The sequence below is a fragment of the Thermus brevis genome (assembly GCF_026427635.1).
GTDB lineage: Bacteria > Deinococcota > Deinococci > Deinococcales > Thermaceae > Thermus > Thermus antranikianii.
The window spans coordinates 1,465,793-1,487,956 of sequence record NZ_CP102606.1; the positions used below are offsets into that span (position 1 = coordinate 1,465,793).

The following is a 22,164-nucleotide window of genomic DNA, read 5'->3' on the forward strand; positions in this document are numbered from 1 at the left end:
AGTTTTCATCCCCCCTGGCTTTTAAGCGAACCGCTTCGCCGGGTATTGCGCCCTGTAGCCCTTCCAGCATGGCCCCGGAGAAGGGTTTTCTGAACCCCTTGCCCTGGGGCAGGAGGGCGCTAGAGCGCCTGGAAGACCTCCTCGAGGATCTCCAGACCCAGGGCCGCCTCCCGTTCCGTGAGGATGAGGGGCGGGGCGATGCGGAGGGCAGAAGGCCCGGCGGGGAGGAGGAGAAGCCCCTTCTTGAAGGCCAGCTCCACCGCCTTGTCCCTGAGGTCGGGCCGCTCCTCCGTTGGGGTGCCGAAGTCCAGGCCGATCATGAGCCCCCTCCCCCGCACATCCCCCAGGAAGGGGAAGCGGCCCTGCATGGCCTTGAGCTCCCTGAGGAGGTAGGCTCCTACCCGCCTGGCGTTTTCCATGAGACCCGCCTCCAGGAGGTCCAAGGTGGCGTGGGCGGCGGCGGCGGCCACCGCCTGGCCGCCAAAGGTGGTGCCGTGGGCCCCGGGACGCCAGCTTGCGAGTTCCTCCCGGAAAAGAAGGGCGCTCAGAGGGTAGCCGGAGGCCAGGCCCTTGGCCAGGACGTAGACGTCCGCCTTGACCCCCTCGTGCTCGAGGGCGAAGAAGAGCCCGGTGCGGCCAGCGCCCGACTGCACCTCATCCGCCACCAGGAGGATGCCGTAGCGTTCCAGAAGAGCCTTGAGCTCGGGGATGAATCCCGGCGGAGGCACCAAATATCCCCCTTCGCCCTGGATGGGCTCCAGGAAGAAGGCGGCCACCTCCTCCGGGGGCACCACGGTGCGGAAAAGGTGCTCCAGGTGTTCCAGCACCGCTTTCCCCACCTCTTCCGGCCTTGCCCCCAGGGGGGGGCGGAAGGGATTGGGGAAGGGGACGTGCACCACCCCGGGAAGGAGAGGGGAGAAGCCCTTGCGGTAGGCGCTTTTGCTGGCGGTGAGGGAGAGGGCGCCCAGGCTCCTGCCGTGGAAGGCCCCGGTAAAGGCCAGGAGGTAGGGCCTTCCCGTGTGGTGGCGCACCAGCTTGATGGCGGCCTCGATCCCCTCGGTGCCGGAGTTGCCGAAGAAGACCCGATAGCCTCCGCCGAGCCTCCCCACCAGCCTTTCCGCCAGGGAAAGGGTGGGCTCGTGGGTGAAGTCGGAAAAGCACACGTGGGCGAAGCGCTCCGCCTGGGCCCGCACGGCTTCCAGCACCCTGGGGTGGGCGTAGCCGGTGGTGTTGACCGCTATCCCCGCCATGAAGTCCAGGAAGATGTTCCCGTCCACGTCCTCCAGGAACACGCCCTGCCCCCGGGCGGGGACAAAGGGGTAGGGGCGGATGTAGGAAGGGGAGAGGACCTCCTGACCCCTTTCCAGGAGGGCCTTGGCCTTGGGACCGGGAAGCGGAGTGTGGATGCTGGGTTTCATACGGGGCCAGTCTACCAAGCCCCTGGCCCCTTTCCCAGGCGCGTTTTATGCACCCAGATACGGCTTTTTATACCCCTTCCCGCTACATCGTGCCCCATAGGGGTCCAAGGGGATCGTCCGGGCGAGGGCAGGGTGGGGGGTATTACAGGAGGCCTTCGGCTTCCAGGTGGGGGCGGGCGTAGAAGAGGGTGAGGGCGGTGGAGGCATCCTGGATCTCCCCGGTCTCCAGGAGGCGGTAGACCTCGGGAAGGGGGAGTTCCACGGTTTCCAGAAGCTCCCCGTCCTCGAGGGCCGGCTTGGCCACCACCTCCGCCTGAAGGGCCAGGAAGGGGTGGAAGACCACCGCGGTGAAGGAGGGCTGGGGGTGGAAGGGGGGAAGGGGGAAGAACCGCTTGGCCTCGGCCCCCACCTCCTCCAGAAGCTCCCTTTGCGCGGCCTCCAAGGGGGTTTCCCCGGGATCCACCTTGCCCGCGGGGATCTCCAGGAGGAACTTGCCCGTGGGGTGGCGGTACTGGCGGATGAGGAGGGCGGTGGCCTTGTCGGTCACGGGAAGGACGAAGCTCGCCGCCACCGGCCCCGGGCGGTAGATGTAGGTGAGCTCCTTGCCGGTGTGGGTGCGCAACCTTTCCCGCACCAGCCTTACGGGCTCGGAGAGGATTTCTTCCAGCTCGAGGCGCTTCCAGGGGCTCATCTCGCCAAGCGCTCTATCACCCGGCGCACCTTCTCCCCGGGGGCCCTGGGGCCCAGGGCCTTGGTCACCATCCCGATGGCGGCCAGGGGGGTCTTGAACTGGGACAGGTCTAGGTTTTCCCGGATCCAGGCCTCGATCTCCTCCTCGCTCATCTCCTTGGGAAGGAAGCGGTCCAGGAACTCCACCTCAAAGGTGTTGCCCTGCTCCAGGGCGATCTCGCGCAGGGCCTTGAGGACCTTCACCGCCTCGGCATCGGGCAGGGGTTTGCCATCCCCTTTTCGGTCCAGCTCCGCCTTCACCACCCGGGCGAAGTCCAGGGTCTTCTGGTCCCGGGCCTTCATGGCCTCCTTGATGGTTTCCTTGATGGCCTCGTAGATGCTCATCCCCCTTAGTGTAGCCGGTAGAATGCGCCTTATGTGGGCGCTTCTTTCCGTTTCCGACAAGAGGGGGCTCGTGCCCTTCGCCCAGGGGCTTTTAAGGCTGGGTTATAGGCTCTTGGCCACCGGGGGCACCCACAGGGCCTTGGTGGAGGCGGGGCTTCCTGTCACCTACATCTCGGACTTCACGGGTTTTCCCGAGGTCCTCGAGGGCCGGGTCAAGACCCTCCACCCCAAGGTGCATGTGGGGCTTCTCGCCCGGCCCGACCAGGAGGAGGAGCTCAAGGCCCTGGGCTTTGAGCGGATCGGGGTCCTGGCGGTGAACCTCTACCCCTTCCGGGAGACGGTGGCCAGGGGGGCGGATTTCGCCGAGGCCCTGGAGCAGATCGACATCGGGGGCCCCGCCATGCTACGGGCGGCGGCCAAGAACCACATGGCGGTCCTGCCCGTGTGCGACCCTGAGGACTACCCTCGGGTGCTTCAGGCCCTCGAGGAAGGCCCTTCCCTCGAGTTCCGCAGGGAGCTTGCCCGCAAGGCCTTCGCCCACACTGCCAGTTACGACGCCGCCATCGCCGAGTGGCTTGCCGGGGAGAAGTTCCCCCCTGAGAAGTTTTTGGTCCTCAGGCGGGAAAGCCCCTTGCGCTACGGGGAAAACCCGCACCAGGAAGCGGCCCTTTACCGGGTTTATGGGGAAAAGGGGCCCCTTTTGGAGGCCCGGGTCCTCCAGGGCAAGGCCATGAGCTTCAACAACTACCTGGACGCCGAGGCCGCCTGGAACCTGGTTTCGGAGTTTGAGGGCCCTGCCTGCGTGGCCATCAAGCACCAGAACCCCTGCGGGGTGGCCTTGGGGGAAGGTCCTTTGGAGGCGTACCGGAAGGCCTACGAGGCGGATCCGGTTTCCATCTTCGGGGGCATCGTGGCCTTTAACCGGGAGGTGGACGGACCCACGGCGGAGGCCATGAGGGAGGTCTTTTTGGAGGTGGTCCTGGCCCCGGGCTTCACCCCGGAGGCCCTGGCGGTCTTTTCCCGCAAGAAGAACCTCCGGCTCCTCGAGGTGCCCTTCCCCGCCCAGGGAGCCTACCTGGACTTGAGGCGCCTTAGGGGTGGGGTGCTTCTCCAGGATGCGGATACCCTGGATCCCATGGAGCCCAAGGTGGTCACGCAAAAGGCCCCCACCCAGGAGGAGTGGCAGGACCTCCTTTTCGCCTGGAAGGTGGTGAAGCACGTGCGGTCCAACGCCATCGTGGTGGCCAAGGGGGGCCAGACCCTGGGCATTGGGGTGGGGCAGACCAACCGCTACGCCTCCGCCAAGCATGCCCTGAAGACCGCCAAGGAGAAGGCCAGGGGGGCGGTATTGGCCTCGGATGCCTTCTTCCCCTTCGATGACGTGGTGCGCCTGGCGGGGGAGTTCGGCATCAGCGCCATCATCCAGCCCGGGGGAAGCGTACGGGACGAGGATTCCATCCGGGCGGCAGACGAGCTGGGCATGGCCATGGTGTTCACCGGGGTGCGGCACTTTAAGCACTAAGCGCACATGGAGTATGATGTTACGTGTGAAAGCCCATGTGCGCTACACCATAAGCCTGGATCCTGTTCTGGCGCAGTACGTGGAGGAGATGCGCACCCGCCTGGGCCTTACCAGAAGCGAGGTGTTCGCCTTGGCCCTGAAGCGTTTGAGAGAGGTGGAGCTTGCCCAGGGGTACCGCGCCCTAGCCAAGGATGCTGATTTTCTCCAGGATCCCCTCCTGGACTCCGGCTTGGAGGAAACCGTGGCAGAGACCTCGTGGAGCTGAGAAGGGGCGACATCCTCCTAGTAGACTTTGACCCGGGAAGCCCCGGGGAGGCCGCCAAGGTGAGGCCCGCCATCCTGGTGACCAACGATGTGGCCAACGCTTACTCCCCGGTTGTGGTGGTGGTGCCCTTAACTTCCAACATTTCCCGGATTTATCCCTTTGAGCTATACCTTCCTGCAGACCGCACCGGTTTGGACCGGGACAGCAAAGCCCAGGTCCAGCTCATCCGCCATGTTCACCGCAGAAGGGTTAGGGCGCACCTGGGGACGCTTCCTGGGGACCTTCTAGAGGCTTTGGACATTCGGATTCGGGAGCATTTGGGTCTTGAGTAACAAAAAAGGAGCCCTGCAGGGCTCCTTTAAACCCAAGGGGGCGCTTAGTAGGCCTTCTTGCCTTGGGTTTCCCGCAGGCGCTGGTGGGCCTCCTTAAAGCCCACCAGCTTCCGGCTTTCCTCATCGTAGAGGTGCATGTCGGCGAAGGCGATCTTGAAGGCATCCTTGAGGGTAACCGTGGGGGCCACCTTCACCAGGTCCACCTCCTCCTGCACCTTGGGCAGGAGGTAGTTGGGGATCTTGGGGGCCAGGTGGTGGATGTGGTGGAAGCCGATGTTCCCGGTGAGCCACTGGAGCACCCTGGGGAGCTTCAGGTAGGTGCTTCCCTCCATGGCCGCCTTCAGGAACTCCCAGCGGGGGTCGTGCTCCCAGTAGACATCCTCAAACTGGTGCTGCACGTAGAAGAGGAAGATGCCGATCATGCCGGCCAGGTACTGGATGGGCAGGTAGACGAAGAGGAGGGTCTTAACCCCGAAAAAGACCACGATTCCCGCCAGCAAGAGGGCCAGGAAGAGGTTGGTTAAGGCCACGGAGTTGCGCACAGAAGGCTTGTCCGAGCCGTAGCCCAGAGGAAGCCGGTAGGAGAGCATGAAGACGTAGATGGGCCCCAGGAAGAACATGATCCAGGGGTTCCGGTAAAGGCGGTACTTGAGCCTCTCCCAGGGGCTGGCCTTCAGGTACTCCTCCAGGGTCATGGTGTAGATGTCCCCCACCCCCCGCTTGTCCAGGTTGCCGCTGGTGGCGTGGTGCCGGGCGTGGGATAGCTGCCAGTGGTGGTAGGGAACCAGGGTGAGAACCCCGGTGAAGAAGCCTAGAAGATCGTTGGCCCACTTCCTGGGGAAGAAGGAGCCGTGTCCGGCGTCGTGCTGCAGGATGAACAGGCGGACCAAGAACAAGGCGGCTGCGAAGTCCAGAAGGAGGGTCAGGGCCAGGGAAACGGAAAGGGCCTTGTGGGCCAGGTAAAAGAGAAGGAGAAGGGGGAGAAGGGTGTCCGCCACCTGGCGCAGGCTTCTTAGGGTGTTGGGCTTGGCGTAGGGTTTGATGAGGGGGATCCAGTCTTTGGGTTCTACTTTGCGCATGCTCACTCCTCCCTGTTTTTGGGAGTGATTCATGGTACCTCCTTGGCGGATGAGGACCATGAGGAAGTTGGGTAGGGAGAATTTTGTCTCCTTTAAGAGGCGAGGGGTACAATGCGTGATAAGTCATGCCCAGGCGAACCCAGGTAACCCTTCAGCTCTCCCGGATCCTCCTAAGGGAAGCTCCCTTACAGGCGAGGTTGCAGGAGTTCCTCCAGGCCCTCTTGGAAGTTCCTTGGCTTGCCTTGCAGGCCAGGGGGGCCATCTTCCTCAAGCAGGGGGAAAGCCTCCGCCTGGTGGCCGAGTACCGTCTGGATGAACCCCTGAAGACCTCCTGTGCCCTCTTGCCCTTGGGCCGGTGCCTGTGCGGGCGGGTGGGGCTCACGGGGGAGCCCCTTTGGACGTCTGAGGTGGATGAGACCCACGAGATTACCTACCCGGGGATGCCTCCCCACGGCCATGCCATCCTTCCCCTCAAGCTGGGGGAGCGGGTTCTCGGGGTTTTGAACCTGTACCTGGAGCCAGGGGCAAGACTATCCCCCACCGCCAGGGCCACGTTGGAGATGGCCGCGGGCCTTCTGGCCCTGGCGGTGCTCAGGGAGCGGGCGGAGAGGGCGGCCAGGGTTTTGCACCGGGCCAGCCAGGTGGCCCTCGAGGCCCAGGACGAGGCCGAGTATTTCCAGCGCCTGTGCGGTTTGCTGGTGGAGGAAGGCTACGCCCTGGCCTGGGTGGGGGAGGCCCTGCCCGACGGTCGGGTGCGCCCTCTGGAGGGGGCGGGGGCAGTGGGGTACCTGGAGGAAGTGGTGGTGCGCCACGACGAAACCCCCGAGGGGCAGGGTCCCACGGGAAGGGCCATCCGTCTGGGCGAGCCCCAGGTGCTGAGGAATGTGGGTGAGGACCCAAGCTACGAACCCTGGCGCCTTCGGGCCCAGCGCTTTGGCTTCGCCTCCAGCGCCGCTTTCCCTTTGTGGATAGGGAAGAGGATTTTTGGTGCCCTTAACGTGTACGCTCCCGAGCCGGATGCCTTTGACCCGGAGGAGGTGGCCCTCCTCCAGGACCTGGCTCATATGGCGGGGAAGGCCCTGGAGCGCTTCCGTGCCCAGGCCCAGGCCCACCTCCTTTCCCAGGTGGTGGAGCAGGTGCCGGAGGCCATCTTCGTCACGGATCTGGAAGGGCGCATCACCTACACCAACCCCGCCTTGCTGGCCCACACGGGTTATACCCTGGATGAGGTCTTGGGGCAGACCCCCCGCATCTTCAAATCAGGAAAGCACCCGGAGGTCTTCTACCGGCACCTCTGGGATACCTTGCGGCGGGGCCAGGTATTCCGAAGCCTCTTCTATAACCGCCGGAAAGACGGCCGGCTGGTGGTGGAGGATAAGATCCTAACCCCCATACGGGACCTCCGGGGCCAGATGGTGGCCTATGCCTCCACGGGGCGGGACATCACCTGGGAGTGGAGCCTTTACCGCATCCAGCAGGTGCTCATCCAGATGCTGGAGCGCTTTTTGCAGGAGGGGATGGGCCGCTCCTTCTTCCAGCACTTTCTGGACAAGGTCCTGGAAGCCATTCCGGGGGCGGAGGCGGGAAGCCTTCTTTTACGAAACCAGGACGGAAGCTTCTCCTTCGTGGCCCTTACGGGGCATGACCCCGGGCTAAGGGAGGTGCGCCTTGCTCCCGAGGAGGTTTACGCCCTACAGGCCCAGGCTCCGCAGGGCCGGGTGTCGGGGGCGGTGCTTGGGGAGTTCCTCCGGCACCTGCCCCCGGAAAAGGGGGAGATCCTTAGGCAAAGGGGGCGTTTTGGGGAGCTTAAGGAAACCCTTTACGCCCGCCTCGAGGTAGAGGGGGAGGCGATCGGGGCCCTGTACCTGGATGCCTTCCAGGCTCCGTTCCCTGACGAGGCCCTGGATCCCTTCCGTTTCCTGGCCCGTTGGCTGGAGATGGTTTTCTCCTGGGAGCGGGCCCAGGTGCAGGCCCGGTACCTCCGCTACCACGATCCCCTTACCGGCCTGCCCAACCGCGCATTTTTGGAGGAAGCCTGGCGGGAAGGAGATGAACCCCTTGTGCTGCTGCTGGCAGACCTGGACAACTTCGGGGAAATCAACCAGGCGCATGGCCGGAAGGTGGGGGATATGCTCCTGGCGGCAGCGGCCCGGGCCTGGGAGGAACTCCTTCCCAAGGGCGGGGAGCTTTACCGCTTGGGGGATGACGAGTTCCTCTTCGTGCTTCCCCTTGAACCGGGAAAGGTCCTGGGGTTTTATCAGGGCTTGACAAGGGCTTTGCAGGCCAGCGCCCCAATCCCCTTGGAAAAGGCCAGGCTGGCGGTTTCCGTGGGGGTGGTGGCCTACCCCACGGACGGGCGGAACCTGGGCGAACTCCTCAGGCGGGCGGACCTCGCCCTGCGGGAGGCCAAGAAGGGCCGGGGGATCGCTTACTTCAACCGCGAGCTGGAGGCCGCCTACATGGAGCGGGTGGAGGTCCTGGCCGCCCTGGAGGAAGCCTTGCGGGAAGGCCGGTTGGTCCTGTTCGGCCAGCCCATCGTGGATCTTTCCACCCTCGAGGCCGTGGCCACGGAGGTGCTGGTGCGCTGGCCCAGGGAGGGGGGCTTCTGGCCTGCGGGGGTCTTCATCCCCCTGGCGGAGGAAACCGGGTTGATCCGGGAGCTGGACCTTTACGTGCTCCGCCTGGTGGAGAACCTGCCCGAGAGTAGCGTCTGGCACGTGAACCTTTCGCCACAGACCCTGAGCGACCCCCGGTTCCTGGAGGCGGCCTCCCGCCTGCGGGGCAAGGGGGTGCGGTTTGAGATCACCGAGTACGCCCTGGCCCAGGGGGTGGAGGAGGTGCTAAAGGAGCTGGTGGAAATGGGGTTCGGGCTGGTCCTGGATGACTTCGGCCAAGGCTACGCCTCCCTCAACACCTTGATCCAATACCCCTTCCGCATGGTCAAGATGGACCGGAGCTTCACCGCCGGGCTTGGGGAGAATCCCAAATCCCATGCGGTCCTCCGGGCTTCCTTGAGCCTGGCCCGGGAGCTGGGGTTGGAGCTGGTGGCGGAAGGGGTGGAAACCCAGGCGCAGCGGGCCTGGTTGTTGCGCCTTGGGTACCGGTTCGCCCAGGGGTACCTCTTCGGGACTCCCCAACCCATCAGCGGCTCCTGAACCTCTCCGCTTTTGCCTCCGAGTCCAGGATGAGGGTCACGGGGCCATCGTTCACCAGGTGCACCCGCATGTGGGCCCCGTAGACCCCGGTTTCCACGTGCACGCCCTGTTGCAGGAAGGCCTCTATGGCCGCTTCGTAGAGGCGCTTGCCCAGGTCGGGCGGGGCCGCCTGGACAAAGGAGGGTCGGTTTCCCTTACGGGTGTCCGCGTAAAGGGTGAACTGGCTCACGAGGAGCACCTCCCCGCCCACCTCCTTGAGGGAGAGGTTCATCTTTCCGGCCTCGTCGGGGAAGATGCGCAGGGCCACGATCTTGCGCGCCAGGTAAAGGGCGTCCTCCACCGTGTCCCCGTGCCCCACCCCCAGGAGGACCAGAAGCCCGAGGCCGATCCTGCCCACCTCCTCACCTTCCACCTCCACGAAGGCCTCGGAAACCCGTTGCACCACTGCCCGCATGCTTCACCCCCTGGGCCCGGCGAAGAGGGCCACGGTGCCCGGGCCCGCGTGGACGCTCACCGCAGCCCCTGCCCGCAAGGTGCCCAAGACCTCCACGCCTTCCGCCCTCAGGGCCTCGCCCAAGGTCCTGGCGCCCTCCGGGTTGCCCGCATGGGCCAGGTAAACGAGTCCCCCATCCGGGAAGTCCCGGCGGAAGAGCTCCACCAGCCTGCGCAGGCCCTCCTTGAAGCTCCGCACGCGCGGACCAGCCAGGACCCGGCCCGCCTTGACCTCCAGCACCGGAAGGATGCTGAGAAGCCCGCCCATGAACCTCTGCAGGCCGGAGATCCGCCCGGAGCGGTGCAGGTAGATAAGGGTTTCGGGGAGGACATAGCCCCGCACCCTCTCCCGGTAAGGGGCAAGGGCTTCATCCAGGTGTTCCCAGGCCACCCCTCTTCCCAGAAGCCGGCGGGCTTCCTCCAGCACCAAGAGGAGGCCCCCGTTCAGGGACCAGGAATCCAGCACCTTGACCCTTTCCCCGAACCCCCGGGCCACCGCCATGGCGGTGGCCACGGTCCCCGAGAGGTGGCCGGACACGTGGACGGAAAGCACCCGCTCGTGGGTTTGCAGGAGGGTTTCGTAGGTGGAGCGCAGGTCCTCGAGGGCCACCTGGCTGGTGGAAAGCCGCTCCCCTCGGCGCAGGAGGTCCAGGACCGCCTCGTCGGTGATGTCCAGCTGGTCGCGGAGGGTTCTATTCCCCCAGATCACCTGCTGGGGCACCACGTGAATACCCTGTTTTAAGGCCCCTTCCGGGCTCAGGCCTAAGGTGGAGTCGGCCACGAAGGCTACATTAGAGGCTGTAGGCATAGAACCCGTAGGTGCCGGGCCCGGTGTGGCTGGCGATCACCGCTCCCAGCTCGCTCACCAGGGCTTCCTCCACGGGAAGGCCCGAGGCCAAAACCATCTCCTTAAGCTCCCTCACGGCGTTTTCCTCAGCGCTATAAAGGAAGAAGGCCCGGATGTGCTCCCGTCCCCTGGCCCAAGCCTGGAAGTCCTTGAGGATCTCCTCCCTGGCTTTCCTTTCCCCCCGGGCCCGGCCTGCCGCCTCCACCCGGCCTTCCCTCAGGGTCAGGATGGGCTTGATGCCCAGGAGGGTGCCCAACAGGGCCTGGGCTCCGCCGATGCGCCCCCCTCGCTTCAAAAACTCCAGGGTGGCCACGCTGAAGCGCACGAAGTGATCCTGGCGGATGCGCTCAAGCTCGCGGATGACTTCCGGCAGGGCCTGGCCCGCTTGCAAGAGCTCGTGGGCCCGCAGGACCATCATGCCTATCCCCAAGGAAGCGGCCTGGCTGTCAAAGACGGTGATCCGCTCGGGAAAGTTTTGCGCCGCGAGAAGGGCGGACTGCACCGTTCCCGAGAGCTTGGCCGAGATGTGGATGGAAAGCACGTGGTCGGCCTCCTGCAGGGACTCCTGGTAGGCCCGCTGGAAATCCTCAGGGGAAGGCTGGCTGGTGGTGGGAAAGGCCTCCCCCTCCCGCACCTTCTTGAAGATCTCCTCGGGGGTGATCTCCTCCCAGTCCCTGTAGATGCGTCCTCCCAGGTTCACGTAAAGGGGTACCACCCTTACCCCCAGGCGTTCCCGTAGGGGCCTGGGTAGGTCAGAGGTGGAGTCGGTGATCAAGGCTACCTTCATATCTCCTCCTTGTGCTCCCGGACAAGATACCACAGGCTTGTGGTGTAGTGTAGCGGGCTTGTTGCTCTTAAAGGGGCTTTCTGCTAGGGTCAAGGGTATATGTGGCGGGTCTTGGTGTCCGACGAGATGCGGCTTGGGGATGTGAAGTACCCAGGGGTGCTTTTGGACTACCGGCCGGGGATCGGGCGGGAGGAGCTTTTGGAGATCATCCCCGCCTACGATGCCCTCATCACCCGGAGCCGAACCCAGGTGGATGCCGAGCTACTGAAGCGGGGCAAGCGGCTCAAGGTGGTGGGACGGGGCGGGGTGGGCGTGGACAACGTGGACCTCGAGGCAGCAAGCCGCCTGGGCATCCTGGTGGTGAACGTTCCCGAGGCCAACACCCGCTCGGCGGCGGAGCTGGCCTTTGGCCTCCTTCTGGCGGCGGCCCGGGGCATCGCCCTTTCCGACCGCAAGATCCGCGCCGGGGAGTGGGACCGGAAGTTCCTGGGCCTGGAGCTTAAGGGGAAAACCCTGGGCATCGTCGGCCTGGGGAGGATCGGAAGCCAGGTGGCCCGCTTCGCCAAGGGGTTTGAGATGCGGGTCTTGGCCTACGACCCCTACATCCCCCGGACCCGGGCGGAGAGCCTGGGGGTGGAGCTCCTGGAGGACCTTTCCGACCTCCTCCGTCAGAGCCACTTCCTCACCGTCCACACCCCCCTCACCGAGGAAACCCGGGGGATGATCGGGCGGAGGGAACTCTACCTCCTCCCCCGGGGGGCGGTGGTGGTGAACGCCGCCAGAGGGGGCATCGTGGACGAGAAGGCCCTGTTGGAGGTGTTGGAAGAGGGCCACCTGTTCGCCGCGGGCCTGGACGTGTTTACCCAGGAGCCTCCCCCCAAGGACCACCCGCTTCTTAACCACCCGAAGGTGGTCCTCACCGCCCACTTGGGGGCCAACACCTTTGAGGCCCAGGACCGGGTGGGAGAGGCGGTTTTGGAGCGGGTGGTGCGCACCCTGGAGGGGGATCTTTCCTATGCCCTGAACACCGGGTTTGATCCCGAGGCCCTCGAGGCACTGAGGGGGTTCCTGCCCCTGGGGGAGGCGTTAGGGAAGCTTCTTGCCCAGATCACCCGGGGCCGGCCCGAGGTGCTGGAGGTAAGCTTCCTGGGCCGGTTTGAAAAGGACCCCGAGCCCGTGGCCAGCGCCGTGGCCAAGGGCTTCCTCTCCCGGGTGCTGGGGGAGGAGATGGTGAACCTGGTTTCCGCCAGGCCCCTCCTTAAGGACCGGGGCATCCGGCTTGTCACCCGCAGGCAGGAGGAGGCGGGGGAGTACACCAGGCTTCTGGAGGTGCGCCTTGCCACCGACCAGGAGGAGCGCCGGGCCCGGGGGGTGGTCATGGCGGGTAAGCCCCGTCTGGTGGGGATTGACGACTATGCCCTCGAGGTGGTGCCGGAAGGGTACATGCTGGTCTGCATCAACTACGACCGCCCGGGGGTGGTGGGCCAGGTGGGAACCCTCCTGGGCGAGGCCGGGGTGAACATTGCCGGGATGCAACTGGGCCGGGATGTGCCGGGGGGAAGGGCCCTCTTTGTGCTCACCGTGGACCAGAAGCCAAACCTGGAGGTCCTGGAGGCCCTTAGGGCCTTGCCGGTGCTGGAGAGGGTGGATCTGGTGGAGCTGTAGATCTGGGATGGGAGGTAGGTTGGGGGTGATAGTGGCAGAGAATATGGGCACATGCTGGTTTAATCGTGAAAAGAAGCACACATACTTCCCCCCGCTTGCCGCAAGAAAGCGCCCTTGTGCTGGGGTAAGGGGAATTGGGAGAAGTGAGTCGCTTCTCCGGCGCTTGGGATAGCCCGGGCCCGGTGCGGAGTCTACGGGTTCAGCGCTTCTTCCCGAACCCGTAGACCAGTTCCTCCCCCTTGCGCACCACCAGGAGGATGGCGGACCGGCCCAGGCTGTCCTTGAGGAGGTAAAGGCTTCGCACCTCCCCGTCTATGGTTTTCTCCTCCTGCCTCTCCACGAAGTAGCCTGCGGCGGCGAAGCTGGTGAGGACCTGCTGGACGAAAGCAGCGTGGAGCCTGCTGGCGATGCCTTTGGCCACAAAGGCCTCGAGGGCATACCCCTTGGCCTCGGGAAAGCGAAGGAGGAGGGGTTCAGGGTTTTTGGCCTTGTAGCTTCCCGTGGGCAGGCGCACCGCTGGGTCCAGGCTGGAGGCCAAGGCCACCACGGCGGTGGCCTCCAGGAGGGTCTGGGCAAAGCCCACGCCGCCCAAAAGCAGGAGAACCAGGAGAACCACCCTGGGCTTTGGCATATAGGGATCTTACCCCATCAGGAGGTCTCGGGCCTTGAGGGCCAGGTGAACCTGGGCCAGGACCTCGGGGCGGGACAGAGAACCCAGGGCGGCTTCGATCCGCTTGAGGCGGTAGCGCAGGGTGTTGGGGTGGATGTGGAGGGAAGAGGCCGCCTCCCCCACATTGCCCGTGGCCATGTACACCTCGAGGGTCTTCAGGAGCTTCGGGGGAAGGGGTAGGTAGCGCTCCACCAGGGCCTTCAGGTCCTCGGGGGATTGCTGGAGGAGCACAAAGGCCACGGGATCCAGGCCGCTGAAGGAAAGGGCCTCCCCCGCCCGGGCCGCCTTGAGGGCGATGAGGGCCTCGCGGTAGGCGTTTTGCACCTCCTCGCCAGCGGCGTGCACTGCGGAATACCCCATCCGGCTCCCCGGGGGCAGGGCAGAAAGGAGGTCTTGCGCCTCCTTCCTGGGGTTGTGCACCTGCCACATGGCCGCCAGGCGGTTTCCCCGGGTGGTGAGGAGGTAGGGCACGCCCAGCCGGTCCAGGAAGGTGCCGGCCCGGCGCCTTAATTCCAGGGTGGCTTCCCGCCTCTGCTCCTCCGCCAGCCGGTGGCGGCCCGGTACCGCCTTGGGTTCCACCAGGGCCAGGACCCACTCCACCCCCTCGGTGAAGCCAAAGGCGAAGAGCCGGTCGGGTTCCGCTTCCCCCAGGATGAGGCCCTCCAGGAGCGCCCCGCCCAGGGATTCCTCCCGCATCCTTTCCAGGGAGCGTTCCAGGGCCCGCACCCGAAGAAGCCGGGCGGCCACCTCCAGAAGGCCCCGGGCCTGCCGTAGACCCTCCTCCTCCCCGTAGGCCACCAGAACGCCCTCCCCTGCCTCCAGGGAAAGCCATCCCCGGCCTTCCCCGGGCTCCTTGGGGTGCTGGGGAGGCACGGGGCCGGCAAATCCCAGCACCTCTCCCCAGGGGGCTACCCGGGCCAGGGCCAGGCCTGTGGCCTGGTAGAGGACTTCCAGGAAGGGCCTTTCCGGAAGCCTCAACAGGAGGTCCAAAAGCCCGGCCATCCCCAGGCCCGAGCCCAGGTGGAAGAGGCGCAGGGCCACCGCCTTGGCCAGTTCCTCCCGCTTCAGCCAAGGAGGGTAGACCGCTACCCCCAGGCCCTCCTTCCGGGCATACTCCAGGAGTTCCGGGTCCGGGGCCGGAAGGAGGAAGCCGGAGGCGGTGCGGTAGCGCCAGAGGTTTCCCTCGGGGCGGGTGAGGAGAAGGGCTCCCTCCAGGGGCAGGAGGGGTCTCGGCTCCTCCAGGAGGTAGAGGACCGGCCTGTGGGAGGGGACCAGGACCTCGAGGCCCAGGTCCTGGGCCAGATGGAGGAAGGTAACGGAGGTTGGGCTAAACTCTGGCGTGGGCATTGTTGTTTTGCACAATATACCCCGCTCGACCAGGGTGCAAGGGGGGTCATTTTGTATAAAGGAACAAATACGGGCGCAATCTTGTGCTCCCTACAGTTGCCCTCCCGGCCCGGGACGGTCATCCTAAGGGGCGAAAGGAGCAGCATGTTCCGCGGGTCCATTCCTCCCTTACCTACACCCTTTCGGCGGGGCCGGATCGACGAGGAAGCCCTCCGGGGTTTGGTGGAGCGGGTAATCCAGGGGGGCTCCCATGGCCTTAGCGTGGGGGGCACCACGGGCGAGCCTGGCACCCAGACCCTGGAGGAGCGGAAGCGGGTGATCGAGGTCGCCCTGGAGCAGGCGGCGGGCCGGGTTCCCGTCATCCCCGGCACCGGGGCCCTCAGGCTTGAGGAAACCCTCGAGCTCACCCGCTTCGCCAGGGAAGCAGGGGCCCAGGGGGCCATGGTCATCGTCCCCTACTACGTTAAACCCAATCAGGAAGGACTTTACCGCTACTTCGCCGAGGTGGCCCAGGCGGTGCCCGACTTTCCTATCCTCATCTACAACATCCCGGGCCGGGCAGGGGTGGAGATCGCCCCCAAGACCGTGGCCCGCCTCAGGCGGGACTTTCCCAACATCGTGGGGCTCAAGCACTCCTCCAAGGACCTGGAGTACCTCTCCCAGCTCTTCCAGGAGGTGGGCCAGGACTTCCTGGTGTTCTGCGGCTTGGAAAGCCTCACCCTGCCCATGATGAGCCTGGGAGCGGTGGGGACCATCGCCGCCACCGCCAACTGGCTTCCCAAAGAGGTGGCGAGGCTCACGGAGCTGGCCCTGGCGGGGGATTTCCGGGGGGCCAGGGAGCTTCATTATCACCTCCTCGAGGCCAACGAGGCCATCTTCTGGGACACGAACCCCATTCCCCTGAAGACGGTGCTCTCCTGGATGGGCCTTTTGGAGAAGGAGTGGCGCCTCCCCTTGGGTCCCACCACCCCCGAGGTGGAGGAGAGGCTAAGGGCCATGGCCCGGCGCTACCGCCTGATCGGGGAGGAGGCATGAAGCTCTGCCGTTTCCTGGCTAAGGGAAGGCTCCATCACGGGGTTTATAGGGAGGGCGTTCTCCTGGACGAAGCTGGGGAGGCCCATGATCCCGAGGGGGTCACCTGGCTCCTTCCCTTCACCCCCGGCAAGGTGATCGGGGTGGCCCTGAACTATGCGGACCATGCCGAGGAGCTGGGCCTTTCCCGTCCCGAGGAGCCCGCGCTTTTTTGGAAGCCGAACAATAGCCTCCTTCCCCACAAGGGCGTGGTGCGTTACCCAAAAGGGGCGGAGTACATGCATTACGAGGTGGAGCTGGCGGTGGTGGTGGGCCGGCCCATGCGCAGGGTGAAGGCCAAGGAGGCCCTGGACTACGTCCTGGGATACACCATCGCCAACGACCTGGTGGTGCGGGACTACGTTTCCAACACCTTCCGCCCTCCCATCCGGGCCAAGGGATGGGATACCTTTGGCCCCCTTGGACCCTTTCTGGTGGTGGGGGAGGTGGAGGATCCTCAGAACCTCACCCTAAGGGCCTATGTGAACGGGGAGCTTCGTCAGGAAGGGCACACCTCGAGGATGCTCTACAGCGTGGCGGAGCTTTTGGAGTACATATCCGAGTTCATGACCCTGGAGCCCTACGACGTCATCCTCACCGGGACGCCCAAGGGCATAAGCCGGGTGCTTCCCGGGGATGTGATGCGGCTGGAGATCCAAGGGCTTGGCGCTTTGGAAAACCCCATAGAGGAGGAGGCATGAGGTACCAGGACCAGGTGGCAGGGATTCCCTGGGAAAGGATCGAGGCCATTCGAAACGCCCTAAAGGGGTGGACGGCCCTCCACTTCATCGGCGGGGAGTTCCGCCCCTCGGAAAGCGGGGAGGTCTTTCCCACCTTGGATCCTTCCACCAACGAGGTGCTCTCCCACGCGGCCCGGGGCGGGGAGAGGGAAGTGGACCGGGCGGCCAAGGCGGCCCACGAGGCCTTCCAGCGGTGGAGCCGCACCCCGGCCCGGGAGAGGAAGCGCTACCTCCTGAGGATCGCTGAGCTTTTGGAAAAGCATGCGGATGAGCTGGCGGTGGTGGAGGCCTTGGATGCTGGGCAGGTGCTGCGGATTGTCAAGGCCCAGGTGGCCCGCTCCGCGGAGAACTTTGCCTTCTACGCCGAGTACGCCGAGCACGCCATGGAGGACCGCACCTTCCCCGTGGACCAGGACTGGCTTTACTACAGCCTGAGGGTCCCGGCTGGGCCGGTGGGCATCATCACTCCCTGGAACGCTCCCCTGATGCTTTCCACCTGGCGCATCGCCCCGGCCCTGGCCTTCGGGGACACGGTGGTGCTGAAGCCCGCGGAGTGGAGCCCCTTAACCGCCAGCAAGCTGGCGGAGATCGTGCAGGAGGCGGACCTTCCCCCTGGGGTCTTCAACCTGGTCCAGGGCTACGGCGAGGAGGCGGGGGCTGCCCTGGTGGCCCATCCCCTTGTTCCCCTCATCACCCTCACCGGGGAGACGGAAACCGGGAAGATCGTGATGCAAAACGCCGCCCGCCACCTTAAGCGGCTTTCCCTGGAGCTTGGCGGGAAAAGCCCGGCCCTGGTCTTTGCCGACGCCGATCTGGAAAGGGCTTTGGATGCGGTGGTCTTCCAGATCTACTCCTTCAACGGGGAGCGGTGCACAGCGAGCTCCCGCCTCCTGGTGGAGGAGTCCATCTTTGAAACCTTTGTGGAGAGGGTAGCCGAAAGGGCGCGGGCCATCCGGGTGGGCCATCCCCTGGACCCCGAGACCGAGGTGGGCCCCCTCATCCACCCCGAGCACCTGGAGAGGGTTTTGGGGTATGTGGAGGCGGGCCTTAAGGAGGGGGCGAGGCTTCTCGTGGGCGGAAGGAGGGCCACCACCTCCTTCCGCAGGGAGGATCTTTCCCAGGGGAACTACCTGGAGCCCACCCTCTTCGTGGGGGGAAACCACATGAAAATCGCCCAGGAGGAGATCTTCGGGCCCGTCTTGGTGGCCATTCCTTTCAAGGACGAGGAGGAAGCCCTTAGGAAGGCCAACGACACCCGGTATGGCCTTGCGGCCTACGTGTTCACCCGGGACTTGGAAAGGGCCCATCGCCTGGCCTTGGAGCTAGAGGCGGGCCTCGTATACCTGAACAGCCACAACGTGCGCCACCTGCCCACCCCCTTTGGCGGGGTGAAGGCCAGCGGGGAGCGGCGGGAGGGTGGCCTTTATGCTCTTGAGTTTTACACCGACCTCAAGGCCGTGGGGCTTCCCCTAAGGCCCCCCCACGTGCCCAAGTTCGGAAAGAGGTGAGAGGATGGCGAGAACAGGAGCGGAGTATCTGGAAGCCTTGAAGGAGCGGCCCCCCAACCTCTGGTACAAGGGGGAAAAGGTAGAGGACCCCACCACCCATCCCGTCTTCCGGGGCATCGTGCGCACCATGGCGGCCCTCTATGACCTGCAGCACGATCCTCGGTACCGGGAGGCCCTCACCTACGAGGAGGAGGGGAAGCGGCACGGGATGAGCTTCCTCATCCCCAAGACCAAGGAGGACCTGAAGCGGCGGGGCCAGGCCTACAAGCTCTGGGCCGACCAGAACCTGGGGATGATGGGCCGTAGCCCGGACTACCTGAACGCCGTGGTCATGGCCTATGCCGCCAGCGCCGAGTACTTTGGGGAGTTTGCCGACAACGTGCGGGCCTACTACCGCTACCTCCGCGACCACGACCTGGCCACCACCCACGCCCTCACCAACCCCCAGGTGAACCGGGCCAAGCCCCCCGCGGCCCAGCCCGACCCCTACATCCCCGTGGGGGTGGTGCGTCAGACGGAAAAGGGCATCGTGGTGCGGGGAGCCCGCATGACCGCCACCTTTCCCCTGGCGGACGAGGTCCTCATCTTCCCTTCCACCCTGCTTAAGGAGGGGCCGGGCAACGAGAAGTACGCCATTGCCTTCGCCCTGCCCACCTCGACCCCGGGCCTTCACTTCGTCTGCCGCGAGGCCTTGGTGGGAGGGGATAGCCCCTTCGACTACCCCCTTAGCAGCCGCCTCGAGGAGGTGGACTGCCTGGTGATCTTTGACGATGTGTTGGTCCCGTGGGAGCGGGTCTTCATTTTGGGGAACGTGGAGCTCTGCAACAACGCCTACGCCGCCACGGGGGCCTTGAACCACATGGCCCACCAGGTGGTGGCCTTGAAGACCGCCAAGACCGAGGCCTTTTTGGGGGTGGCGGCCTTGATGGCCGAGGGGATCGGGGCCGACGCCTACAGCCACGTGCAGGAGAAGATCGCCGAGATCATCGTCTACCTGGAGGCCATGCGGGCCTTCTGGACCCGGGCGGAGGAGGAGGCCAAGGAGAATGCCTTTGGCCTGCTGGTACCCGACCGGGGGGCCTTGGACGGGGCGAGGAACCTGTACCCCAGGCTCTACCCCCGGCTTAGGGAGATCCTGGAGCAGATCGGGGCCAGCGGCCTGATCACCCTGCCCTCGGAGCGGGACTTCAAGGGCCCCCTGGCCCCCTTGCTGGAAAAGTATCTGCAGGGGGCTACCCTCGAGGCCAAGGAGCGGGTGGCCCTCTTCCGCCTGGCCTGGGACATGACCCTCTCGGGATTCGGAGCCCGGCAGGAGCTTTACGAGCGCTTCTTCTTCGGGGATCCGGTGCGCATGTACCAGACCCTCTTTAGCGTCTACGATAAAGAGCCCTACAAGGAGCGGATCCGCGCCTACCTGAAGAGGGCGCTTTCCGTGTTTGCGGAGGTGGAGGCGTGACGGGTGCCTTCCCCGAGGGGCCTGCGGGTTTGCCCAAGCCGGACGAGGCCTTGAAGGAGGCCTTCAAGGAGGCCCTAAGCCGGTTTGCCGCAGGGGTGACCGTGGTGTCCGCCCGGCTGGGGGAGGAGGAGCGGGGCATGACCGCCACCGCCTTCATGTCCTTGAGCCTCGAGCCTCTCCTGGTGGCCCTGGGCATTCATGAGAAGGCGAGGCTTTTGCCCCTTCTGGAGGCCTCCCGGGCCTTCACCGTCAGCTTTTTGAGAGAGGGGCAGGAGGCGGTTTCCCAGCACTTTGCCGGCAAACCCCAGGAAGGGGTGGGGTTGGTGGAGGCCAGGGTGCCAGGGGCCTTGGCGGTGCTGCGCTGCCGCCTGGAGGCGGCCTACCCCGGGGGGGACCACCGGCTGGTGGTGGGCCGGGTGGAGGCGGTGGAGCTGGGGGAGCCGGGCCTTCCCTTGGTGTACTTCGGCCGGGGTTACAGGAGGTTGGTATGGCCATCGTGAGGGTGGGGTTCATAGAGCTTTGGGTGAGGGACCTGGAGAAAAGCCTGGAGTTCTACGAGGGGCTTTTGGGCTTCCGCCTGGAGCGCAAGGAGGGGAAAAGCGCCTACCTCCGGGGCTACGAGGAGCTGGAGTGGAGCCTGAAGCTCACCCAGGCGGAACTTCCCGCGGTGCGGAGCCTGGGCTTCAAGGTGGACGAGAAGGGGATGGAAGAGGCCCAGGCTTGGGCGGAACAGGAGGGGCTTCCCCACCGGTTGGAAACGGACTGGGGTAGGCCCAGGATGCTCCGCGTTCAGGACCCCTTCGGCTATCCCCTGGTCTTCTACGCGGGGGCCGAGAAGCTTCCCCGGGTGTTGCAGGAGTACCACCTCTACCGGGGGCCGGGGATTTTGCGCATCGACCACCTGAACCTCTTCTCCCCCGAGGTGGAGCGGGCCACCCGCTATTACCAGGAGAGGCTGGGCTTCCGCCTCACCGAGTACACGGAGGACGATGAGGGGAGGCTTTGGGCCAGCTGGCTCCACCGCAAGGGGAACGTCCACGACGTGGCCTTCACCAACGGAGAGGGTCCGAGGCTCCACCACTTCGCCTACTGGCTTCCCGACCCCATGGCCATCCTGAAGGCGGCGGACATCCTGGCGGGAGCCCGCAGGACGGACCAGATCGAACGGGGGCCCGGGCGGCACGGGATCTCCAACGCCATGTTCCTCTACCTCAAGGACCCGGACGGGCACCGCATCGAGCTTTACACCTCCGACTACCTCACCGTGGACCCCGACCTGCCCCCGGTGCGCTGGAGCCTGAACGACCCCAGGCGGCAGACCCTCTGGGGGCACAGGACCCCAAAGAGCTGGTTCCTGGAGGGAAGCGCCCTTGTGGACCTTGAGGGGAAGCCCTTGCCCACGCGGCCCTCGCCCCTTGTCGGCATCCCCGAGCACGTGACCTAGCTTGACGGGACAGAAGTCCCTGGTTAAACTGGAAGGCAAACGATCGTTAGTTAGACCCAATCCGGGTCTCGCCCGGTGGGAATAGGCGGTGGGAAAGAGACGAAGGAGGGGAAGAAGATGAAGCGCTGGTTGGTAGCCCTGTTGGTTTTAGGCCTTTCGGCCATGGCCCAGGAGGCACTCAAGGTGGGTGTGGTGGTTTCGGCCACCGGCCCTGCCGCTTCCTTGGGCATTCCCGAGCGGAACACCTTCCTCATGCTCCAGGAGATGCTGGACCGCACGGGGGGCGTGGCTGGGCGCAAGGTGCAGTTCGTGATCCTGGACGATGCCTCGGATACCACCCAGGCGGTGCGGAATACCCGCCGCCTGGTGGAGGAGGGGGTAGTGGCCGTCATCGGCACCACCACCACCCCGGCTTCCCTGGGCATGATCCCCGTGGTGGCCGAGGCCAAGGTGCCCATGATCTCGCTGGCGGCCAGCAAGGACATCATCTACCCCGTGGACGCCCAGCGGCACTGGGTCTTCAAGACCCCCCAGACGGAGGAGCTCATGGCCCGGGCCATCGTGGCGGACATGGTGGCCAGGGGGGTCAAGACCGTGGCCTACATCGGCTTTAACGATGCCTACGGGGAGGGCTGGGCCCGCTTCTTCGAGGCCGAGGCCAAGGCCAAGGGCCTGCAGGTGGTGGCCAGCGAGCGTTATGCCCGTACGGACACTTCCGTGACCGGCCAGGTGCTGCGCATCATCGCCCGGCGGCCCGACGCGGTATTGATCGGGGCCAGCGGTACCCCCGCCGTGCTTCCCCAGCGCACCCTGAAGGAGCGGGCCTATGCCGGCCTCATCTACCAAACCCATGGGGTGGCCAACCCCGACTTCCTCCGGGTGGGGGGTAAGGACGTGGAGGGCACCTTCCTCCCGGCCGGGCCCATCCTGGTGGCGGAGCAGCTTCCCGGCACTTTCCCCAGCAAGCGGGTAGCCCTGGACTACATCCAGCGTTACGAGGCCAAGTACGGCATCGGCAGCTACTCCACCTTCGGCGCCCATGCCTGGGATGCCTGGCTGATCCTGAAGCCGGCCCTGGAGCGGGCCTTGAAGCGGGCTGACCCGGCCAAAGACCTCGCTGCCTTCCGCGCTGCCTTGCGGGACGAGATCGAGGCCACCCGGAACCTGGTGGCCACCCACGGGGTCTTCACCTTCAGCCGGGAGGACCACCTGGGCCTGCGCTTTGAGGATGCCGCGGTGATGGTCCGGGTGGAGAACGGCCGCTGGAAGCTGGAACGCATCTTCCGCTAAGC

21 protein-coding genes are annotated in these 22,164 nt (G+C 65.5%); 12 read left to right on the plus strand and 9 right to left on the minus strand.

Going from position 1 to position 22,164, the window contains the following annotated elements:
* Positions 1 to 119: 119 nt before the first annotated feature.
* From KQ693_RS08070 to KQ693_RS08080, 3 genes are all read right to left on the minus strand, one after another.
* Entirely contained in the window at positions 120 to 1,418 is a 1,299-nt protein-coding gene (locus KQ693_RS08070; protein WP_267260868.1) for an acetyl ornithine aminotransferase family protein, read from the minus strand.
* Between the two features lie 142 nt (positions 1,419 to 1,560).
* Positions 1,561 to 2,109: an NUDIX hydrolase gene (locus KQ693_RS08075; protein ID WP_267260869.1), complete on the minus strand. Its 549-nt coding sequence runs from the start codon at positions 2,107 to 2,109 to the stop codon at positions 1,561 to 1,563.
* Positions 2,106 to 2,492 carry a GatB/YqeY domain-containing protein gene (locus tag KQ693_RS08080; protein ID WP_267260870.1) on the minus strand — a complete coding sequence of 129 codons (387 nt, stop codon included), beginning with the start codon at positions 2,490 to 2,492 and terminating at the stop codon, positions 2,106 to 2,108. Before KQ693_RS08080 ends, KQ693_RS08075 begins: the two co-directional genes overlap by 4 nt.
* A 31-nt stretch (positions 2,493 to 2,523) precedes the next feature.
* Between KQ693_RS08080 and purH the strand changes: the two genes are divergently transcribed.
* From purH to KQ693_RS08095, 3 genes are read left to right on the plus strand one after another with little or no spacing between them, the layout of a single operon-like run.
* On the plus strand, positions 2,524 to 4,014 hold the full coding sequence (gene purH, locus KQ693_RS08085) for a bifunctional phosphoribosylaminoimidazolecarboxamide formyltransferase/IMP cyclohydrolase (protein ID WP_267260871.1): 1,491 nt from the start codon (positions 2,524 to 2,526) through the stop codon (positions 4,012 to 4,014).
* A gap of 16 nt (positions 4,015 to 4,030) precedes the next feature.
* Positions 4,031 to 4,279, plus strand: coding sequence for a hypothetical protein (locus KQ693_RS08090; RefSeq protein ID WP_267262367.1), 249 nt, complete (start codon positions 4,031 to 4,033; stop codon positions 4,277 to 4,279).
* The gene (locus tag KQ693_RS08095; RefSeq protein ID WP_267260872.1) at positions 4,270 to 4,611 is read left to right on the plus strand and encodes a type II toxin-antitoxin system PemK/MazF family toxin; all 342 of its coding nucleotides are present in this window, start codon (positions 4,270 to 4,272) and stop codon (positions 4,609 to 4,611) included. The genes KQ693_RS08090 and KQ693_RS08095 overlap by 10 nt, the downstream gene beginning before the upstream one ends.
* 44 nt (positions 4,612 to 4,655) lie before the next feature.
* On the opposite strand, the gene KQ693_RS08100 is transcribed toward KQ693_RS08095, so the two are convergent.
* Positions 4,656 to 5,690, minus strand: coding sequence for a fatty acid desaturase (locus KQ693_RS08100; RefSeq protein ID WP_267260873.1), 1,035 nt, complete (start codon positions 5,688 to 5,690; stop codon positions 4,656 to 4,658).
* A gap of 125 nt (positions 5,691 to 5,815) precedes the next feature.
* Between KQ693_RS08100 and KQ693_RS08105 the strand changes: the two genes are divergently transcribed.
* A complete protein-coding gene (locus KQ693_RS08105) occupies positions 5,816 to 8,845 on the plus strand; it encodes a bifunctional diguanylate cyclase/phosphodiesterase (RefSeq protein ID WP_267260874.1) in 3,030 nt (1,009 codons plus the stop codon).
* On the opposite strand, the gene dtd is transcribed toward KQ693_RS08105, so the two are convergent.
* Genes dtd through KQ693_RS08120 form a run of 3 tightly spaced genes read right to left on the minus strand, consistent with a single transcriptional unit; the run spans position 8,832 to position 10,971 of the window.
* Complete coding sequence (gene dtd, locus KQ693_RS08110; RefSeq protein ID WP_267260875.1) at positions 8,832 to 9,299, minus strand: D-aminoacyl-tRNA deacylase; 468 nt, start codon at positions 9,297 to 9,299, stop codon at positions 8,832 to 8,834. The genes KQ693_RS08105 and dtd overlap by 14 nt on opposite strands.
* A 3-nt stretch (positions 9,300 to 9,302) precedes the next feature.
* Positions 9,303 to 10,145 (minus strand): DegV family protein, encoded by an 843-nt coding sequence (locus tag KQ693_RS08115; protein WP_267260876.1) that lies wholly within the window; start codon positions 10,143 to 10,145, stop codon positions 9,303 to 9,305.
* Complete coding sequence (locus tag KQ693_RS08120) at positions 10,129 to 10,971, minus strand: DegV family protein (RefSeq protein WP_267260877.1); 843 nt, start codon at positions 10,969 to 10,971, stop codon at positions 10,129 to 10,131. The genes KQ693_RS08115 and KQ693_RS08120 overlap by 17 nt, the downstream gene beginning before the upstream one ends.
* Positions 10,972 to 11,070: 99 nt before the next feature.
* Here KQ693_RS08120 and serA point away from each other — a divergent pair, with 99 nt between their 5' ends.
* Entirely contained in the window at positions 11,071 to 12,636 is a 1,566-nt protein-coding gene (serA, locus tag KQ693_RS08125; RefSeq protein ID WP_267260878.1) for a phosphoglycerate dehydrogenase, read from the plus strand.
* Between the two features lie 199 nt (positions 12,637 to 12,835).
* Here serA and KQ693_RS08130 read toward each other — a convergent pair whose 3' ends face one another.
* Both KQ693_RS08130 and KQ693_RS08135 read right to left on the minus strand, forming a co-directional pair.
* Positions 12,836 to 13,267, minus strand: a complete 432-nt coding sequence (locus KQ693_RS08130) for a hypothetical protein (protein WP_135255800.1) — start codon at positions 13,265 to 13,267, stop codon at positions 12,836 to 12,838.
* 9 nt (positions 13,268 to 13,276) lie between these two features.
* A complete protein-coding gene (locus tag KQ693_RS08135) occupies positions 13,277 to 14,653 on the minus strand; it encodes a PucR family transcriptional regulator (RefSeq protein ID WP_267260879.1) in 1,377 nt (458 codons plus the stop codon).
* A gap of 144 nt (positions 14,654 to 14,797) precedes the next feature.
* Here KQ693_RS08135 and hpaI point away from each other — a divergent pair, with 144 nt between their 5' ends.
* The 7 genes from hpaI (at position 14,798) to KQ693_RS08170 (ending at position 22,162) form a co-directional block, all read left to right on the plus strand.
* A complete protein-coding gene (gene hpaI / locus KQ693_RS08140) occupies positions 14,798 to 15,688 on the plus strand; it encodes a 2,4-dihydroxyhept-2-ene-1,7-dioic acid aldolase (RefSeq protein WP_267260880.1) in 891 nt (296 codons plus the stop codon).
* Entirely contained in the window at positions 15,685 to 16,425 is a 741-nt protein-coding gene (locus tag KQ693_RS08145) for a fumarylacetoacetate hydrolase family protein (RefSeq protein ID WP_267260881.1), read from the plus strand. Before hpaI ends, KQ693_RS08145 begins: the two co-directional genes overlap by 4 nt.
* Positions 16,422 to 17,972, plus strand: coding sequence for a 5-carboxymethyl-2-hydroxymuconate semialdehyde dehydrogenase (hpaE, locus tag KQ693_RS08150; RefSeq protein WP_267260882.1), 1,551 nt, complete (start codon positions 16,422 to 16,424; stop codon positions 17,970 to 17,972). The genes KQ693_RS08145 and hpaE overlap by 4 nt, the downstream gene beginning before the upstream one ends.
* Before the next feature lie 4 nt (positions 17,973 to 17,976).
* Positions 17,977 to 19,428, plus strand: a complete 1,452-nt coding sequence (gene hpaB / locus KQ693_RS08155; protein ID WP_267260883.1) for a 4-hydroxyphenylacetate 3-monooxygenase, oxygenase component — start codon at positions 17,977 to 17,979, stop codon at positions 19,426 to 19,428.
* A gap of 50 nt (positions 19,429 to 19,478) precedes the next feature.
* The gene (gene hpaC, locus KQ693_RS08160; RefSeq protein WP_267262368.1) at positions 19,479 to 19,928 is read left to right on the plus strand and encodes a 4-hydroxyphenylacetate 3-monooxygenase reductase subunit; all 450 of its coding nucleotides are present in this window, start codon (positions 19,479 to 19,481) and stop codon (positions 19,926 to 19,928) included.
* Positions 19,916 to 20,872 carry a 3,4-dihydroxyphenylacetate 2,3-dioxygenase gene (gene hpaD, locus KQ693_RS08165; protein ID WP_135255806.1) on the plus strand — a complete coding sequence of 319 codons (957 nt, stop codon included), beginning with the start codon at positions 19,916 to 19,918 and terminating at the stop codon, positions 20,870 to 20,872. Before hpaC ends, hpaD begins: the two co-directional genes overlap by 13 nt.
* 117 nt (positions 20,873 to 20,989) lie before the next feature.
* Complete coding sequence (locus KQ693_RS08170) at positions 20,990 to 22,162, plus strand: ABC transporter substrate-binding protein (protein WP_267260884.1); 1,173 nt, start codon at positions 20,990 to 20,992, stop codon at positions 22,160 to 22,162.
* Positions 22,163 to 22,164 lie beyond the last annotated feature (2 nt).